This is a genomic window from Serratia grimesii NBRC 13537 (assembly GCF_001590905.1).
GTDB lineage: Bacteria > Pseudomonadota > Gammaproteobacteria > Enterobacterales > Enterobacteriaceae > Serratia > Serratia grimesii.
In genome coordinates, this window is sequence record NZ_BCTT01000001.1 from 166,860 (window position 1) to 184,430 (window position 17,571).

Consider the following 17,571-nt stretch of genomic DNA (forward strand, 5'->3'; position numbering starts at 1 on the left):
TATTTATTCTCTTTTCAGTTTCTTTAGTTACATAAGGTTAGAAAATTGAGTTCATTACGTTAATATTAGTATTCCACTATGCAGTGCTTCGATTGATTGGGCGTCATCGTTTTACTGTACTGCATAGTGGTCACTCGTAGTTTAAGATTTATTTTTCAGAAAAAAATCAACACCCCTCTCTGCGCATAAATAATCGCCATTTAACTTCTTCTTCATTAATTTAATAATACCGTCGCCGATGACATATTTGCGTCTATCTCTTCAGATATTTATCACCGAAAAACGTTGTTTAACAACACTCAATACAAATTGCCTCAACCAACGATGAGCGGGATCTGCCTCTAAACGGGGGTGCCACATCTGTGACACGGTAATTCCTCGGGTTTTTACCGGCAACTCAAAAACATAGAGTGTGGCGCCAGGCTGACCACCCGTGGGGTGATTTAACAGGAAGGAGGCGGGAACCAGTGCAACCAAGTCGGACGCCTGAGCTACCGCCAGCGCGGCGGGAAAGCCAGGCACCACGGCGGCAATCTTCCGTTCCAAACCTAATGCAGCCAGCGCTTCATCTACTGGCCCGGTTAATAAACCACGACGCGAGGCAACGACATGACCACAAGCGGCGTACTGTTGGGCGGTAATCTCGGGTTCTTGCTCAAATGGGTGTCCTTTTCTGACGACAGCAACAAAGCGGTCACGAAATAACGTCTGTAATCGAATTTCTGGCCCCATGTCTCCCAACACGCCAATCTCAAGATCGACCAATCCTTCGCGCAAATGTCGTGAACTCTTTTCTGGCTTAGGAGCAAAACACAGGCGCACCAAAGGGGCGACTTGTGCAGCCGCGGCGATCAGCGCTGCACCAAATGCCTCGACAAATCCTTCATTGGCACGCAGGGTGAAGGTGCGATCCAACGCGGCTAAATTCAATTCCGTTGCCGAAGGGCGAAGGACCGCGCGAGCCTCAAATACTGCGTTTTGCGTACGCTCACGTATTTCCTCAGCATAAGGAGTTAACACCATATGGCGACCCGCTCGGACCAGTAAAGGATCGCCAGTGACTGCACGCAGGCGGCTAAGTGTGCGGCTCATTGCTGAGGCGCTTAGTTTAAGGCGGCGTGCAGCACCCGCCACACTGCCCAGGGTAAGAAGCGCATCGAGAGCAATCAGTAAGTTGAGATCGGGTTCTGTCATGTCTGGCATCCTGAGCTATAAATGAATGTAGGCGTCTGGTGCATGTTATAAGTGCAAATGCTGCGTCTTCCGCAATCTACTCCGCATAGTTATATTTTCTACACGACAAAACAACAGAAATGCAGAGGAACTGAACAATGGCAACACCGTCTTCACAACAAAAAACTGTCCTGCTTATCGGTGCTTCCCGTGGTCTGGGGTTTGCCATGGTGGAAGAGTGCTTAAAACGTGGTAACAAAGTGATCGCCACTGGGCGTGCATCGTCTAAAGACGCTCTTTACCGTTTGGCTGAAAAGCACCCTGAAAATCTTGAGGTAGAGACCACGGATATCACGGAGCCTGAGCAGGTGAGTGCCTTACATGAACGACTCCGCGATCGGCATGTTGACCTGTTGTTTGTTAATGCAGGCGTTAAAAATGACGATCGTGAAACAATCGCAGACGTCTCGACCGAAGAGTTCACTCGGGTAATGGTGACCAATGCACTGAGCCCCATGCGTGTCATCGAAACCTTTAAGGACGTGGTCGTTCCTACAGGCACGATTGGCGTAATGTCCTCTGGTCAAGGGAGCCTAACGAATAACACCAATGGCAAGTTTGAAGTCTATCGGGCCAGCAAATCCGCACTAAATATGCTGATGCGCAGCTATGCGGCACGTAACAGTGACGATCCTCGGACTCTGCTGTTGATGGCACCCGGCTGGGTGCGTACTGAATTAGGTGGGTCAGAAGGGCGTCTGAGCATCGAAGAAAGCATTCCGAATTTGCTCAATACTATCGAAGCGTATCACGGGCGTTCAGGGCTGCATTACCTCGACTATCTGGGCAAAGTTGTGCCTTGGTGATAGGGAAGCGTCAGCCCGCCGCCTCGACGTGTGGGGCACGGGTTTATGGGGGCTGGAAAGTCTACGGCTGCAGCTCGTTGATAAGAAAGTCGATAAAAACCCTTGTTTTTGCAGGTAAATGTAATCGTGAGGTATAGACCATATTGACGGCCAGTTTGGGGAGTTCCCAGTCGCTTAAGACGGGGATTAAGCGACCTGATTGCAGATCCTCATGAATGACATAGGTGGGTTGGGCCAAAATACCCAGATTTTGCAGTGCGGCACGACGAATAAGAAAACCATCATTGGCTTCAACATAAGGCGTGAGAAATGTGGTGACTGACTCGTCGCCCCGTTGAAAAACCATTTTATAAGGATCGTTAGCGTAGGAATATAGCAGTAGTTGATGCTCAGCCAGTTCTAACGGGTGATTAGGGTAACCGTGGTGTTTTAAATATTCAGGTGTTGCGGCTAAAACGCGTTTTGTTTCCGTTAATCTTCGCACAATCAGACTTGTGTCGGGTTCATTTTCTCTGGTGCGAATAGCGATGTCGATATTATCGTCAATAATGTCGTAATAACGGTTCTCTGCAACGATATCTAAGCGGACATCGGGATAGAGTTGTTTGAACTTAGGTATTAAAGGGAAAATTAACTGAAGGCAAAGTGATAATGATCCCGTCACGCGTAACACCCCAGCGGGTTGATCTTTACTCGCGGTAACGGCGTCGGTTGCATTTTGCATTGCGCTGAGCGCAACTTTGGCATTCTCGTAAAACTGCCTACCGACCTCAGTAACAAATAGCCTACGGGTGCTCCGTTCTATCAATCTTACGCCGAGTCTATCCTCCAATGCCACCAGGTGGCGGCTTGCTGCCGCGTTCGACAAACTCAGCGCTTCTGCCGCTTTACTGATGCTACCCAACTCGGCAGTTTTCACAAAAAGCTCATACTCTGTCCAGCGGTCCATTAGCCTTTTTCCATTGGTGGAAATGTGATTTCCAGAATAAGACTTTTTCAATGCGATTGGAATTGACACTATACCTGCAGCCTTATAGCGAAGGTTATCGACGCTGAAGATCACGAATATGGAGCTATACATGACGGATATTTTACGTGTTGTAAAAGACTATTTTTCAATATGTGTTGATGGCAAGAATGTAGAACGGGTTTCCGACTTCTTTGCAGATAATGTCGTTATTCACAGACCTGACTGCGCCGCGCCTGTTGTCGGTTTGGCGCCTTTCAAAACAGCATTGCGCGCGAATGTCACCGATCGCTATGAATCCATTCATACGACGTTTCAAAAGGAAGTTGTCACCTCCGACACTGTTGTCGTGGCATTAACTCATGTGGCAAAAGGATCTAATAGTTGGCACGGCTTTGATGTCACTGGCAAAGATGTGACCTGGACATCGTTAACTTATTTTCGGTTTGGTGACGATGGGAAAATTATTGAGGAAATTGTTGAGCGCAATGAGTTGTTTATGGCAAAGCAATTAGGGATTATCGATTACGAATAAGGCAGCTTTAGTAATAAAAAAACCGATAACGGGAATGTTATCGGCTTTTCACTGCGGGTTAGGGCAGATTAGGCGGCAGGCAACTGCTGTGCAGTTTTATCCACTAGCGCCAGCAGGACTTTGATATCGTCCAGGCTGACCGTTGGGTTTAACAAGGTCATTTTCAGGCAGGTAACGCCATTAAATTCGGTCACCCCAACGTTGGCACGGCCTGACTCCAGCAACGCATCACCAATCCGCTGGTTCATCAACGCGACTGCTGCGTCGCCGCGCGCAGCCAATGTTTCAGGACGGTAGCGGAACAGTACGCTGGCCAATTGTGGTTGCATCACCAGTTCCAGCGCCGGTTGGTCACCGATATAGTGTGCAACTTGCTGTGCCAGCGTCACGCCGTGATCGATGATCGCTGCGTATTGCTGTTGTCCCAATGCCTCTAATCCCATCCACAGTTTTAAGGCATCAAAACGGCGGGTGGTCTGCAAGGATTTAGAGACCAGGTTAGGCACGCCCTGAGCTTCGTCAAACTCGGAGTTCAGGTAAGCCGCCTGATAACGCATCAGTTCATAGTGACGGGCCTCTTTCAACAAGAAAGCGCCGCAACTGATGGTTTGGAAGAATTGTTTATGGAAGTCCAGAGTAATGGAATCCACCAATTCAATACCATCCAGGTAATCACGGTACTTCTCGGAAAGCAGTAACGCACCGCCCCAGGCTGCATCAACATGCACCCAAATCTGGTGCTCCGCAGCCAATTCTGCAATACCGCGCAGTGGGTCGATCGCCCCGGCATCAGTCGTGCCCGCAGTGGCAACAATCGCCAGGATCTGCTCGTCATTGGCCTTGGCTTGCGCCAGTTTTTCGGCCAAATCGTTCAGATCCATTCGGGCGAATTGATCGGTTTTCACCAGCGTGACGGATTGATAACCCAGACCGAGCAACGCCATGTTCTTTTGCACAGAGAAATGGGCATTCTCAGAACATAAAACTTTAATCTTACGCAGATTACCCACCAAGCCATCCTGTTGCACAGAATGGCCTTGTTTGGCGAAGAAAGCATCGCGTGCCAGCATCAGACCCATCAGATTGCTCTGAGTGCCACCACTGGTGAACACGCCTGCATCGCCAGGCTGATAACCTACCTGGGTGCGCAACCATTCAATCAGCTTCATCTCGATGATGGTGGCTGACGGGCTTTGATCCCAGGAATCCATGCTTTGGTTGGTGGCGTTAATCAACACCTCAGCAGCTTGGCTAATCACCAGGCTTGGGCAATGCAAATGCGCGACGCACTGTGGGTGATGCACCGACAGGCTGTCTTTTAAAAAGTACTCAATCGCACGTTCGATTGCCGCCTGGTTACCCAGGCCCTGAGGATTAAAATCAAGCGTAATGCGTTCACGCAGTTCGGCAACGGTTTTCCCTTGGTACATCTCGGGTTGTTGCAGCCACTGCACTACCGCCTGGCTACTTTGCTCGATCGCTTGCTGGTATGCGTCGGTGCTTTGCGCCGAGGCTGCCAGAATCGGGTTTAACCGGGACATCGAATTCACTCCATACCTACAGGCTTAACGCCAGCGGCTAACAGGGCCTGTTCAAATTTGTCCAGGAAAATGCCCAGTTCATCGTTAGAGATCAGCAGGGAAGGTAACAGACGCAGTACGTTACCGTTACGGCCACCACGCTCCAGGATCAAGCCTGCATCGAAGCATTTTTTCTGCAGCAGAGCAGACAACTGACCGTCAGCCGGGTAGCAACCCATATGATCCTGCGCTTCGTTTGGTTTAACGATTTCCATGCCAATCATTAAGCCCAGACCACGCACGTGACCAATCACCGGGTAACGTTTTTGCAGCTCGGCCAGTTTAGCTTTCAGCCATTCACCTTGTGCGGCAACCTTATCCGCAACGTGGTTATCTTTAAGATGCTGCAGGGTGGTCAGGCCAGTGGCCATCGCCAACTGGTTACCACGGAAGGTGCCGGTATGGTGGCCAGGCTCCCAGGCGTCAAACTCTTTCTTGATACCCAATACTGCCAGTGGCAAACCGCCGCCAACGGCTTTGGACATCACAATGATGTCTGGCTCAATGCCTGCGTGTTCGAAAGCGAAGAATTTACCCGTGCGGGCAAAACCAGCCTGAACCTCGTCGATGATCAACAGAATGCCGTGTTCCTGAGTGACTTTGCGAATACGTTGCAACCACTCTACAGGGGCCGGGTTAACGCCACCTTCACCCTGAACGGCTTCCAGAATAACGGCCGCAGGTTTGCGCACGCCGCTTTCGACGTCGTTAATCAGATTTTCGAAATAGTAAGTCAGTGCTTTAACGCCAGCTTCGCCGCCGATGCCCAGCGGGCAACGGTACTCATGCGGGTAAGGCATAAACTGGACTTCCGGCATCATGCCGTTGATCGCTTCTTTCGGCGACAGGTTACCTGTTACCGCCAGCGCACCGTGCGTCATGCCGTGATAGCCACCGGAGAAGCTGATCACACCAGAACGGCCGGTGTATTTTTTTGCCAGTTTCAGTGCGGCTTCTACCGCATCTGCGCCCGATGGGCCACAGAACTGCAGACAATATTCCTGACCCTGTCCTGGCAATAAAGAGAGTAAATAAGCTGAGAACTCATCTTTCAACGGTGTTGTCAGATCGAGTGTATGTAACGGCAAGCCGCTGGTAATGACATTTTGGATGCTTTGGAGGACGTCAGGATGGTTATGACCCAGAGCCAGCGTACCCGCACCAGCCAGGCAATCAAGATATTGATTATTCTCAACATCCGTGATCCACACGCCTTGGGCTTTCGCAATTGCTAACGGCAATTTGCGGGGGTAACTCCTGACATTCGATTCAAATTCAGCTTGCCTCGCTAAATATGTTTCGTTGTTTACATTTTTTGAACTCACACCTAAATTATCAATACGGACTTTATCCGTCATCATATCTCTCCTACAACTGGGGGTATCGATACCGCCCGAGTTGAATTATTGAATGCAACAATTAACTACCGTGAGAAAAACGCGCCCAATATATGGCTTTTTACCCCCCGGCTCAATAGTTATTTAGCCGGGGGGTAATTATTGTTTTTTCGATAAAAATCAATAAATTGGTGCTTTATTAGCCAATAATGCCACCGTATGGACGTAACGGGAAAGTTGACAAGGCACGTATTGCGCCCGCAATAAAAGTAGGGGTACTAACCCAATGCACTTATTTTGCTGACAATTTTCTGATCGTAGCCAGGTTTACGCTTGGGTGTTTTTTAAGCAATAACTTATTATAAATAAATCGTTGCTTAGAAATTAAGCGAATTTAGGATGGCATAACCATAGTAAACGGGTGGTTATTGTCGTTAAATCTAAAATATAGGGGGTTTTATTGATGTTTTGTCTGCATGATTAATTCTTCTCCTGAGTCAGTAAAACCAGCAGAACCGTCTAAGCTGAATGAAATAAGTCAGTTACGGTGCGGTGTTAAGCCATTAAGGGTAACGGCTAGCCATGCAGGTTGTGAATCAGCATCGCCCAGTAATAAGCCGGAGTAACCTATGTACGAACCCTGTTTTCCAGAAAATGAAACCGAACGGCTATCGGTTCTGCATTCACTGAACATACTGGACACGAATTCAGTAGAGAAATTAGACCGGCTCACGCGCCTGGCCGCCAAATATTTTGGCGTCAGTATTGCCCTGATTTCGTTAATCGATCGCGAGCGCCAATGGTTCCTTTCTCGCTCGGGCCTGGAGGCACGGGAAACCCCACGCAATATTTCGTTTTGCGGTCACGCCATTTTGCAGCGTGACGCGTTGGTGGTGCCGGATACTGCGGTTGACCCGCGTTTCTTTGACAACCCCTTGGTCACCGGCGGGCCCAAGATCGGTTTTTATGCCGGGCAACCCTTGTTGTCACTGGACGGTCTGCCGTTAGGCACCTTATGCATTATCGACGGTCACCCACAGGCGTTCTCCTCAGAGATGGTGCATGATTTACGCGATTTTGCCGCCGTTATCGAAGAGTATTTGCACAGTATTGAGCGTGATATCTATACCGAGAGTCTGAAATCAAACCTGCAACGTACCGAAGCCCTGTTTGAGCAGACCTTTGCACAGGCGGCAGTGGGCATGGCTCTGGTCTCGCTGGAGGGATATTGGCTACGGGTGAACCCGCGGATCTGTGAAATGCTGGGATATTCTGAGAGAGAATTGCTGGATCGCACCTTCCAAGACATCACCTATCGCGAAGACCTGCACACTGATCTCGGGCTGTTGAAACAACTGTTAGCCAATGAAATAGACACCTATTCGATGGAAAAGCGCTATATCCGCGCTGATGGTTCAACAATTTGGGTTCAACTAACGGTGTCGCTCAATCGTTTGCCGAATGGAGAGCCTCATCATTTTATCTCGGTCATTGTCGATATCAGCGAGCGTAAAGCGGCCGAGGCCGACCTCTATGCACTGCAACATGAGCTGGAAGACAGGGTAGTGACACGTACCCGTGAGTTGAATTTTGCCGTCAATAAACTCAATCATGAGATTGCCAATCGGGCACTCACCGAGCTGCAACTGAGTAGTGAGAAAGAACGCCTGCGGGCCATTACCGATAATATGCCGGCCTTGATCAGTCAGATTGACGTCAATGAGCGTTATCTGTTCGCCAACAGTGCTTACAAAAGCTGGTTTGGTCTGGATGAATCTCAGCTCAACACGATGACCGTACAGGCATTTATGGGCGACGAGGCTTATGCCGTAGCCAGACCGATGATCGAGCGGGCGTTACAGGGGGAAACCGTCAGCTTTGAGAATGAGCTGCAAACGCGCCAGGGGACAGCGATCATTCATACCACCCTGGTACCCAGTGAAACCCAGGGCTTCTATATTCTGTCCATGGATATTACCGAGCTTAAACGTTTGCAGCGGCGGTTAGAATACGACGTCTCTCATGACATGCTGACCGGGCTAACCAATCGGCGGGCTTTCCTGCTCCGGTTAGGCGCAACGCTGCAGGCTTGTTGCCCACAGCAGCAGATGGCGTTGTTGTTTATCGATCTTGATGGTTTCAAAATGCTTAACGACAGCTTTGGCCATGATTTCGGCGATCTTATTCTGAAAACCTTTGCAGAATTGCTCAATGCCTGTGCCGGGCCTCATCACAGCGTTTCACGCCTCGCCGGTGATGAGTTTACGGTTATCCTCTGGCCTTTGGCACACCCACAACTGCAGGTCAGTGCCTTTTGCGAAAGTGTACTGGTCAAGCTGGCGGCAATGGAAAGAGTCGGCAATCAAAAAGTGAATCTCTCCGCCAGTATCGGTGCAGCCATTACTTCTGGCGGTGATATTACCGCCGAGGCCCTGCTGACCAAAGCGGACGATGCCATGTATCGAGCAAAATCCGCAGGTAAGGGGACCTATATTATCCGTTAATCAGAGTCCACGCTGGTGGCAGCCCAAACCAGGATAGTTGGGCTGCCGATAATGGGGACTAAAAGGTCAGCGAATCATAGTTTTTGCGCCGGTAATTCAGCGCGGACAATGCCCACAGCAACACAAACAGCACAATAGCGGCGTAACCGACGCTGCCCATATGGTCATTGAGAATCTCAACACCGTGCCAAAGGCCGCCTTGTAACCCCAGTTTGTCGGCCAACAAACCTAAACCTTCCAGGCCCCCAATCACCAAAGCAATCACCACGCTGGTGCCGGTAATGGTCATATTGTAATACAGCTTGCGGATCGGTTTATTGAAGGCCCAACCATAAGCGCCGACCATCACAAAGTTATCCAGTGAGTCGATCAGCGCCATGCCGCTGGCAAACAGCAACGGGAACAGCATAATCGACCAGACCGACAGGCCGGACGTGGCGCCTGCCGCGGAGATACCCAACAGACCGACTTCGGTGGCGGTGTCAAAACCCAGACCAAACAAAAAACCGACCAGATACATATGCCAGCTTTTATTCACCAGATTAAAAGCAAAGCGATACAGGCGTGTCATCACACCGCCGCTACCGTTAACCAGCAGAGCCACATCTTGTTCCACCAATTTTTCTCCGCGTTTCGCCTGACGGAAAATGCGGTAAACATCGCGAAAAATCAGCCAGTTCAATAGCGCCATGGCCAGCAGGAACAGTGACGAGATGAGCGTGCCCAGTGTCGCACCATACTGATGCAGCCAGCCAATGCGGTCGCCAAAGGCCAATGAAGTGGCGGCAATGGCAATGCAGGCCAGGATCACGATGCTGGAGTGGCCCAAAGAGAAGAATGCGCCGACGGAAACCGGGCGCTGGCCTTGCTGCATCAGTTTGCGCGTAACGTTATCGATAGCGGCGATATGGTCAGCATCCACCGCATGACGCAGCCCATAGCCATAAGCGAGCAAAGCGGCGGCGATTAACGCCGGGTAGCGATGGAAGGCGGCAAAAGCGGCCCCCCAGGCCAACAGATTTAGCGCCACCAGCGCCAGTAATAACCAAAAGGCGCGGGTATGGGTGTGGAAAAACTCGCGGTTTAACATATCAGGTCCTGTCAAAGGTAGAAGAAGAAGCCGGAGAGTGTTGGGCGCAGGCGACCAGCGCCTGACCCAGCGCCAGCCCGCCATCACCCGCCGGCAATTGCTGTGGCAGCAGTATTTGCAAAGGGGCCAGATGGTGCTGCAGAAGTTGACGCAGAAGACGGTTGTGCAAAACACCACCGCCTACCGCCACATGCTCAATGCCATGATGAGCAGCAAAATGTTTGGCCATATTCGCAAACCCTTGCGCCAACGCATCATGGAACGCCCAAGCCTGTTGCGCGGCAGGGGCCTGCCAGCCCAACCATTGCTGCCAGAACACGGATAAATCCAGCTGATTACCGCGAAGCGGTAACGTAACAGGGTGAGGGCAAGGCTCACTTTGATGGGCAAGAGCTTCAAAAATGCTGGCTGCTTCTCCCTCCCAACTTTGCTGTGCAGGGGCATAACCCAGCGCCGCTGCTGCGGCATCAAACAAACGACCGCATGAAGAGGCTAACGGCGCATTAATACCGGCGTTAATTGCGTGTAGCAGCGGTTGCCATGGGGTTTGCAGCAACGGTTTAGCCTGTGGATAGCGTTGCCAGTCCGGTACGAAACGTGCAAAGTGCGCGAGCTGATTACGCCAAGGTTGTTGTGCGGCACGATCGCCGCCGGGCAGCGCGACTGCCGGCAGGCCACCCAGATGGCGGCAACGACGGTAATCAAATAACAGGCATTCTCCACCCCACAAAGCACCGTTCTGCCCATAACCGAGACCGTCTAACGCGAGGCCGATCACGGCACCGCCGTCCAGCGGCCAGTGATGCTCAGCCAGACAAGCGGCCAAATGTGCATGATGGTGCAACACGGGTGTCACCGGCAGCGATTGCAGCGCAGCCCACTGGTGGCTGACATAACCGGGATGAGCGTCGCTTGCCAGCCGCTGCGGTTGGCAATGGTATAAGCCGATGAAATGCTGCATTGCCTGTTGCCACTGTTGCTGGATATCCTCCCGTTCTAAATCACCAAAATGCGCGCTGAGCAGGGCGTTATCTCCTGCGATCAGGCAAAAAGTATTTTTACGATCGCCACCCACGGCCAACAACGGTTGCTGAGCAGGAAAGCCTGGCGGTAGCGGCAGGGCGTCAGGCACGAATCCACGCGCCCGGCGTAGCATTTCATGGCCATTCGGCAGCAAACGAACGAGAGAATCGTCCGCACGTTGTACGATCTCGCGATTGTGCATGAGCCACAGATCGGCAATTCCGGTCAGCTCAGTTAACGCCTGGTCATTCGTTAATACTGGCCGCAGGCCTGCAGCATTGCCAGAGGTCATCACCAACGGCCGTTGTATTTCTTGCATCAAGAGATGCTGAATTGGGTTAGCGGGCAACATTAAGCCCACTTCATTCAATTGTGGGGCAATAGCCTCGGACAACGGTGACTCGGCAGACAGTGCCGTCAGGACGATAGGTGCAGCAGGCGACGTCAATAATGCCTGTAACCGCGGCAGGTCAACGTCAGCGGAACAGCGCTCCAGCCAACGGGTATCCGGTAACATCACCGCCAGCGGTTTGCTCGGTCTCCGTTTCCGTAGGCGAAGGCGATCGACGGCCTGGGTATTGGTGGCGTCACAAGCCAGGTGAAAACCGCCCAGACCCTTGATTGCCACAATGTGTCCGGCAGCCAAGGCAACGGCAGCCTGTTGCAACGCCGCTTCGCCTTGATACTGGGCCTCTCCTGGCGCGCCACAGCAGAACAGCTGTGGCCCACATTCGCTACAGGCCACGGGTTGTGCATGAAAGCGTCGGTCTTGCGGGGCGTGATACTCCCGATCGCAGCGCGGGCAGAGAATGAATGGCGCCATGCTGGTTGCCGGACGATCATAAGGCATCGTGCGAATAAGGGTAAAACGGGGGCCACAATGCGTGCAGTTGATAAAGGGATAACGGTAACGCCGATCCTGCGGATCATTCATTTCCTGTAGGCATTGCGGGCAGGTCGCCGCGTCCGGGACGATGTGCGTAGCCATAGCGCCGGACTGACTGGGGCGGATGCTGAAATCATTGGGGGCGTGCAGCCAGGTAAAGGGCCATTGCTGAATGCGATCGATCTGCGCCAACGGAGGCGCCTGTTGATGCAATACATGCAGGAACAACTCAAGTTCGACGGGCTGTACCAGACGAATCTCCACACCAGCACTGTCGTTCCAGACTTCGCCACGCAGGTTGAGCTGTTCGGCCAGTTGCCAGACAAAAGGCCGGAAGCCGACGCCCTGTACTTTGCCGCTGATGCGCAGCAGTAATCCTGAATGGGACATAGTTAATTACCTTCTGCGGGTTTTGTAGGGGCGCTGCATGGCTGCGCCCGGGGTAATCGGTTCGACGGCGACCGGGTTATCGGGGCGAATTATTCGCCCCCTACAAAGTTGACGGTGCCGCTTTAGAACACATCTTCTGCTGCGCGACGCAGGCGGGCCTTCATGTCGCTGTAGCTCTGCTGGGCATAATTTTCCGCCCAGTTCTGATCGCTAATTGCCGCCAGTTTTACCGCGCAGTACTTGGTTTCTGGCGTTTTGGAGACTGGGTCCAGATTTTCTTGGGTCAGTTCGTTACAGGCCCCAATCCACCACTGGTAGGTCATATATACCGCCCCCAGATTGATGCGTTCGTTATAGTTGGCGCGACTGATGACCTTGCCGCGGCGCGAGCTGACCCACACCAGTTGCTGATCGGCAATACCCAGCGCTTCGGCATCCTGTGGATTGATCTGCACGAAACCGGGTTCATCAGCCAGAGTTTGCAACGCGGCACAGTTACCGGTCATCGAACGGCATGAGTAATGGCCGACCTCACGCACGGTACAGAGCACCAGCGGGTAGTCTGCATCCGGGATTTCCGCTGGCGCACGCCAGGTGGTGGCAAATAATTGGCCCTTACCGGACGGCGTGGTGAACTGATTGCCCTGATACAGATAAGGCGTTCCCTGGCTTTCCAGCGTGGTACAAGGCCATTGAACATGGCCAAGTTCGCCCATTTTTTCGTAAGTGGCACCGTAAAACAGCGGGCAGAGTTCGCGCATTTCGTCCCAGATCTGCTGGTTATCGTCGTAATGCATCGGATAGCCCATCTCGGTCGCCAACAGACTGATGATTTCCCAATCGCGTTTGACGTTGTACTGCGGCTCAATGGCTTTTTCGAAACGTTGGAACCCGCGATCGGCACAGGAGAATACGCCACCATGCTCACCCCAGGAGGTGGCAGGCAGGATCACATCGGCCTGTTCGGCGGTTTTGGTCATAAAGATGTCTTGCACTATCACAAAGTCCAATGCGTCGAACGCGCCGCGCACCAGGCTCAGATCGGCTTCGGTCTGTAACGGATCTTCCCCCATGATGTAATAGGCCTTCACTTTACCTTCGTGCACCAAATGTGGGATCTCGGTAATGCGGTAACCGACGTTGGGATCCATCTTGCTGGCATCAATACCCCAGGCCGCAGCGAATTTGGCGCGGACGCCAGCGTCGGTGACGGCCTGATAACCTGGGAACTCATTGGGCAGGACGCCCATATCACAGGCACCCTGAACGTTGTTCTGCCCACGTACCGGGCCAACCCCCACATTAGCGCGTCCCAGATTGCCGGTAAGCAGCGCCAGACTGGCAAGGCCTTTGACCACATCGACAGCCTGACCGAATTGAGTCACGCCCATGCCCCACATGATGGTGGCGGAAGGCGCACTGGCGTAGGTGCGCATCGCCTGGCGAATTTGCTGGGCGCTAACGCCGGTCAGATGTTCCACGGCTTCTGGCGCATAATCCGCTAACTGTAGGCGGTAAGCCTCGAAACCTTCCGTGTATTTCGCCACGTAATCGCGGTCATACAGGTTTTCTTCAATCAGCGTATAGGCAAAGGCATTCACCAGCGCCATGTTACAGCCGTTTTTGATCTGCAAATGTTGGTCGGCAATACGTGCGGTTTCGATACGGCGCGGGTCACAGACGATAATTTGCGCGCCTTTCTCTTTGGCCTTCAGCACCCGGCGAGCCACGATAGGGTGCGAATCGGCACAGTTGTAACCGATGACCAGCAGGCATTTAGAGTTTTCGATATCGCCAATCGAGTTGCTCATTGCGCCGTTGCCCAATGTGGCCTGCAAACCTGCCACCGACGGGCCATGACAGACACGGGCGCAGCAGTCAACGTTGTTGGTCCCAATCACCGCACGCGCGAACTTCTGCATAACGTAGTTGGTTTCATTACCGGTGCCACGTGATGAGCCGGTATGCATGATCGCGCTGGCACCGTGTTTATCTTTGATCTGTTGTAAGCGTTGCGCGGTATAACGAATCGCTTCATCCCAGCTGACCGCTTCAAACTTGCCGCCTTTCTCACGGCGAATAAGCGGCTGGCTCAGGCGCGGGGTCAAGAGTTTGGTATCGTTTAGAAAGTCCCAGCCGTAATAACCTTTCAGGCACAGCTCGCCCTGATTGGTCACGCCATCAGCCGCCTCGGCACGGATGATTTTCCCGTTGTCGACCACCAGTTTCATTTTGCAGCCTGCACCGCAGTAAGGGCAGACGGTTGTGATTTTTTTCATCGGTTCAGTTCCTAAAACAGTGACGACAGGGTGTCGAGCGCGGCGCGACGACGTTTCTCGGCATTCATTTCTTGCAGCATATTGCGGTCAACGCAGTGCAGTGCATTAGTTGGGCAGGTTTCCATGCAGGCGGGGCCGCTATCACGACCGATACACAGGTCGCATTTGTGGGCTTCAGCTTTCTCGGTGGTGGCACTCATCACAGCGCCGTTCTGGCGGACAACCGGGCGGGTGATCACTTCCATCGCGCCGTAAGGGCAAGCGACGACACAGGTTTTGCAGCCGATGCAGCGTTCTTGCATCACCAGCACCATGCCGTTGGTGCGACTGATCGCACCGTTGGGGCACACATTGGAACAAGGTGCGTCTTCACACTGGCGGCACAGTACGGCGGTACTGACGTTAACGCCTTTGATCACATGCAGTCGCGGGGCGAAGCTGGCGGGATTTAGCGCTGAAATTTCCTGGCTTTCACTGTGTGCCATCACACAGGCGATCTCACAGGTACGGCAGCCGATGCATTTTTTGGGATCGGCGATGATAAACCGGTTCATCAATAACTCCTGGGTTACCCTTCAGCAGGGTATGGCAGTAGAAACGTTGTGACTTCTTTTAGGCATAAAGCATGCCAATTATTAAAATTCATTAAAAACATAGGATTAGTGAGGGTGTGACGATATGACCGACCACGCATCGACATAATTGACGATGCCGCGTCAGACATTCGTCACCACCAGTTGTGGGTAGCCGCCCTGGTGCGGCCAGTCATGCAGCCGCTGATGCAGGGTGGTTACTGCCTGCCTTACCGCCGCGCCGATCGGGTAGTAAAACGCCACCACCTCCGGCTGAATGCCGATAAAAGTAATATCCGGCACCGTTTCGCGCAGTTGGTCGATCAGGAAGTTGAGCGGCAGGTTATGGGTAGTCATGATGAACATGTCGGCAATGTCTTTTTCATCGATCACCCGGGTTTCTCCCGCGGCCAGCCCCATGTCGGTGGCATCGACAATCACCAGCCGTGAAGGGTGCAGCTCGCGGATATGGCCAATGTCGTTTTCCGGTGCGGCGCCGCCGTCAATCACCGTCCAGCCGTCGGGGGGATTGCCGGCACAGAGTTCTGCCAGCAGCGGTCCGGCACCGTCATCACCCATCATGCAGTTGCCTACACACAATAGAACGTCAGTCATCATGCCTCCGGACCATCAGATAAATGGCAGGTTCGTTTTCAATCGATTGCAGCAGGGCGATCAGCTGCTGGCTCCAGTCTTGCTGTTCCACGGTCATCTGCGGCGCTGCGGTACTCAAGGCAGTGGCTAACAAGTGGGTATGGCTGCTGTCGATACAAATTTCCCCAAAGCGATCGACCCCTTCAAGCTTGCGCCGGGCGGTGCTGCCTACGGGCAGGTGGGCCACCCATGCGTGGAACCCGGTCAGTGGGCAACTGAGTTTGGCCTCCAGGCAGTCGATAACACCCAGATGGTGGCCGATAGCCAGGCTGTAATAGATCACCTCCTGGGCTTTGGGTGGGGCCTTTTTCTCTTGCACGAACTTACGGCTTAGGGAGTAAAACACCACTTGAGCCTGGGAACCGGTCATAGTCGCAACTCCCCACGCAGTACCCGCTGATAGATACCTTGCAGGTTGCCGACAATCTCGCTCAGACGTAGATCGTCTTGTTGTTGCAGGTAAGCGCTAATGCGTTGTTCGACGGGGAGTGCACTGTCTGCTGCCAGCAATTGCATGAACTGGTCGGCGATTTGGCGACCATAGCGGTAGCCGGCCATCCGCCTGGCTTCCCGATCCAGTAATACCCGTAACGGTTGGGGGAGTTCAGGGTGCAGCAAATGTGCCGCTTCACCCTGGGTTTCATCATGCTGGCGGCCTTTGATTTTCTGATCCAACAGACCGAGCGCCATGGCGAAACCGTAAATGGTCGCGGCGGGCGTTGGCGGGCAACCGGGGATATAGACATCGACCGGTACGATGCGATCGGTGCCGCCCCATACACAGTAGAGATCGTGGAAAATGCCGCCGCTGTTGCCGCAGGCACCGTAAGAGATGCTGATTTTCGGATCGGGTGAGGCTTGCCAGGCACGGATCGCCGGGATACGCATGGCGCGGGTGACTGCCCCGGTAAACAGCAAAATATCGGCGTGACGGGGTGAGGGAACCACTTTAATACCGAAGCGTTCGGCATCGAACAGCGGCGAAATGGCGGCAAAAATCTCTATTTCACAACCATTGCAACCGCCGCAGTCTACCCGGTAAACATAGGCCGAACGGCGGATATCCTTCAGCAGGGTAGTTTTCAGCTTGGCGATGCTGTCGTCGAGGGTGATCGGCACCGGCAGGCCATTTTCATCGCGTGGGCCAATCAGTGGCGGATTCATGAGATGACCTCCCGGGTCAAATGACGGCCAATGTCAATGCGATCGGCCTGGGTCAGGTTTTGCTGTTGTTTACAGGCAGGACAGGTTTCAAACTGCGGACGGCGGGCGGCCATTTCTGCACTGCTCAGTCCAAGCAGCGCAATCGCATAATCTATTTCTTTTTGCGACGCATAGGCTTTACCGCATTGCCGGCAATGGCAAATGGCGAAATCGGCGTGTTCATACAGATCCTCTTTGCGCCACACCGCCAGCTCGAATGCCTGTGAAAGTCGGATGGCGGTGGTTGGGCAGACCTCTTCACAGCGCGCACAGAAGATGCAGCGACCAAGAAAAAACTGCCAACGTATTGTGCCGGTGGTCATGTCGGTCGACATGGACAACGCATTAGACGGACAGGCGTTAGCACAAGCCCCACAGGCAATGCATTGCTGCGGGTTATATTCGGGTTTGCCGCGAAAATTCGGGTCAATGACCAATGGTTTGGCTGGATAGGCCACGGTGGCAGGCCCGGTGTTCAGCACTTTTTTAATCAGTTTCAGCATGATGGGCTC

General features: G+C 52.9%; 15 protein-coding genes. 3 read left to right on the forward strand and 12 right to left on the reverse strand.

Annotation, left to right across the window (positions count from 1 at the left end; all coding sequences use genetic code 11):
• Window positions 1–261 precede the first annotated feature (261 nt).
• The gene (locus tag SGR01S_RS00725) at window positions 262–1,194 is read right to left on the reverse strand and encodes a LysR family transcriptional regulator (RefSeq protein WP_061806217.1); all 933 of its coding nucleotides are present in this window, start codon (window positions 1,192–1,194) and stop codon (window positions 262–264) included.
• A gap of 137 nt (window positions 1,195–1,331) precedes the next feature.
• Between SGR01S_RS00725 and SGR01S_RS00730 the strand changes: the two genes are divergently transcribed.
• Window positions 1,332–2,039 (forward strand): SDR family NAD(P)-dependent oxidoreductase, encoded by a 708-nt coding sequence (locus SGR01S_RS00730; RefSeq protein ID WP_061806218.1) that lies wholly within the window; start codon window positions 1,332–1,334, stop codon window positions 2,037–2,039.
• A gap of 61 nt (window positions 2,040–2,100) precedes the next feature.
• Here the strand turns inward: SGR01S_RS00730 and SGR01S_RS00735 are convergent, their stop codons facing one another.
• Window positions 2,101–2,988, reverse strand: a complete 888-nt coding sequence (locus SGR01S_RS00735; protein ID WP_037415942.1) for a LysR family transcriptional regulator — start codon at window positions 2,986–2,988, stop codon at window positions 2,101–2,103.
• Window positions 2,989–3,118: 130 nt separating this feature from the next.
• Here SGR01S_RS00735 and SGR01S_RS00740 point away from each other — a divergent pair, with 130 nt between their 5' ends.
• A complete protein-coding gene (locus tag SGR01S_RS00740; RefSeq protein ID WP_037415166.1) occupies window positions 3,119–3,541 on the forward strand; it encodes an ester cyclase in 423 nt (140 codons plus the stop codon).
• Window positions 3,542–3,609: 68 nt separating this feature from the next.
• Here SGR01S_RS00740 and SGR01S_RS00745 read toward each other — a convergent pair whose 3' ends face one another.
• Window positions 3,610–5,082 (reverse strand): pyridoxal phosphate-dependent decarboxylase family protein, encoded by a 1,473-nt coding sequence (locus tag SGR01S_RS00745; RefSeq protein ID WP_037415168.1) that lies wholly within the window; start codon window positions 5,080–5,082, stop codon window positions 3,610–3,612.
• 5 nt (window positions 5,083–5,087) lie between these two features.
• Entirely contained in the window at window positions 5,088–6,479 is a 1,392-nt protein-coding gene (locus SGR01S_RS00750; RefSeq protein WP_037415171.1) for a diaminobutyrate--2-oxoglutarate transaminase, read from the reverse strand.
• A 608-nt stretch (window positions 6,480–7,087) separates the two neighbouring features.
• Between SGR01S_RS00750 and SGR01S_RS00755 the strand changes: the two genes are divergently transcribed.
• On the forward strand, window positions 7,088–8,962 hold the full coding sequence (locus SGR01S_RS00755; protein ID WP_061806219.1) for a PAS domain S-box protein: 1,875 nt from the start codon (window positions 7,088–7,090) through the stop codon (window positions 8,960–8,962).
• Between the two features lie 58 nt (window positions 8,963–9,020).
• Here the strand turns inward: SGR01S_RS00755 and SGR01S_RS00760 are convergent, their stop codons facing one another.
• From SGR01S_RS00760 to SGR01S_RS00795, 8 genes are all read right to left on the reverse strand, one after another.
• The gene (locus SGR01S_RS00760) at window positions 9,021–10,052 is read right to left on the reverse strand and encodes a HoxN/HupN/NixA family nickel/cobalt transporter (protein ID WP_061806220.1); all 1,032 of its coding nucleotides are present in this window, start codon (window positions 10,050–10,052) and stop codon (window positions 9,021–9,023) included.
• 1 nt (window position 10,053) lies between these two features.
• Window positions 10,054–12,351: a carbamoyltransferase HypF gene (hypF, locus tag SGR01S_RS00765; protein ID WP_061806221.1), complete on the reverse strand. Its 2,298-nt coding sequence runs from the start codon at window positions 12,349–12,351 to the stop codon at window positions 10,054–10,056.
• A 122-nt stretch (window positions 12,352–12,473) separates the two neighbouring features.
• On the reverse strand, window positions 12,474–14,630 hold the full coding sequence (fdhF, locus tag SGR01S_RS00770) for a formate dehydrogenase subunit alpha (RefSeq protein WP_061806222.1): 2,157 nt from the start codon (window positions 14,628–14,630) through the stop codon (window positions 12,474–12,476).
• 11 nt (window positions 14,631–14,641) lie between these two features.
• Window positions 14,642–15,184: an electron transport protein HydN gene (gene hydN, locus SGR01S_RS00775; RefSeq protein ID WP_037415222.1), complete on the reverse strand. Its 543-nt coding sequence runs from the start codon at window positions 15,182–15,184 to the stop codon at window positions 14,642–14,644.
• A 162-nt stretch (window positions 15,185–15,346) separates the two neighbouring features.
• Window positions 15,347–15,817 carry a hydrogenase maturation peptidase HycI gene (gene hycI / locus SGR01S_RS00780; protein ID WP_061806223.1) on the reverse strand — a complete coding sequence of 157 codons (471 nt, stop codon included), beginning with the start codon at window positions 15,815–15,817 and terminating at the stop codon, window positions 15,347–15,349.
• Complete coding sequence (locus tag SGR01S_RS00785) at window positions 15,810–16,226, reverse strand: formate hydrogenlyase maturation HycH family protein (protein WP_061806224.1); 417 nt, start codon at window positions 16,224–16,226, stop codon at window positions 15,810–15,812. Before SGR01S_RS00785 ends, hycI begins: the two co-directional genes overlap by 8 nt.
• Window positions 16,223–17,020 carry an NADH-quinone oxidoreductase subunit B family protein gene (locus tag SGR01S_RS00790; RefSeq protein WP_037415228.1) on the reverse strand — a complete coding sequence of 266 codons (798 nt, stop codon included), beginning with the start codon at window positions 17,018–17,020 and terminating at the stop codon, window positions 16,223–16,225. The genes SGR01S_RS00785 and SGR01S_RS00790 overlap by 4 nt, the downstream gene beginning before the upstream one ends.
• Complete coding sequence (locus SGR01S_RS00795; protein ID WP_061806225.1) at window positions 17,017–17,562, reverse strand: formate hydrogenlyase complex iron-sulfur subunit; 546 nt, start codon at window positions 17,560–17,562, stop codon at window positions 17,017–17,019. The genes SGR01S_RS00790 and SGR01S_RS00795 overlap by 4 nt, the downstream gene beginning before the upstream one ends.
• Window positions 17,563–17,571: the final 9 nt, after the last annotated feature.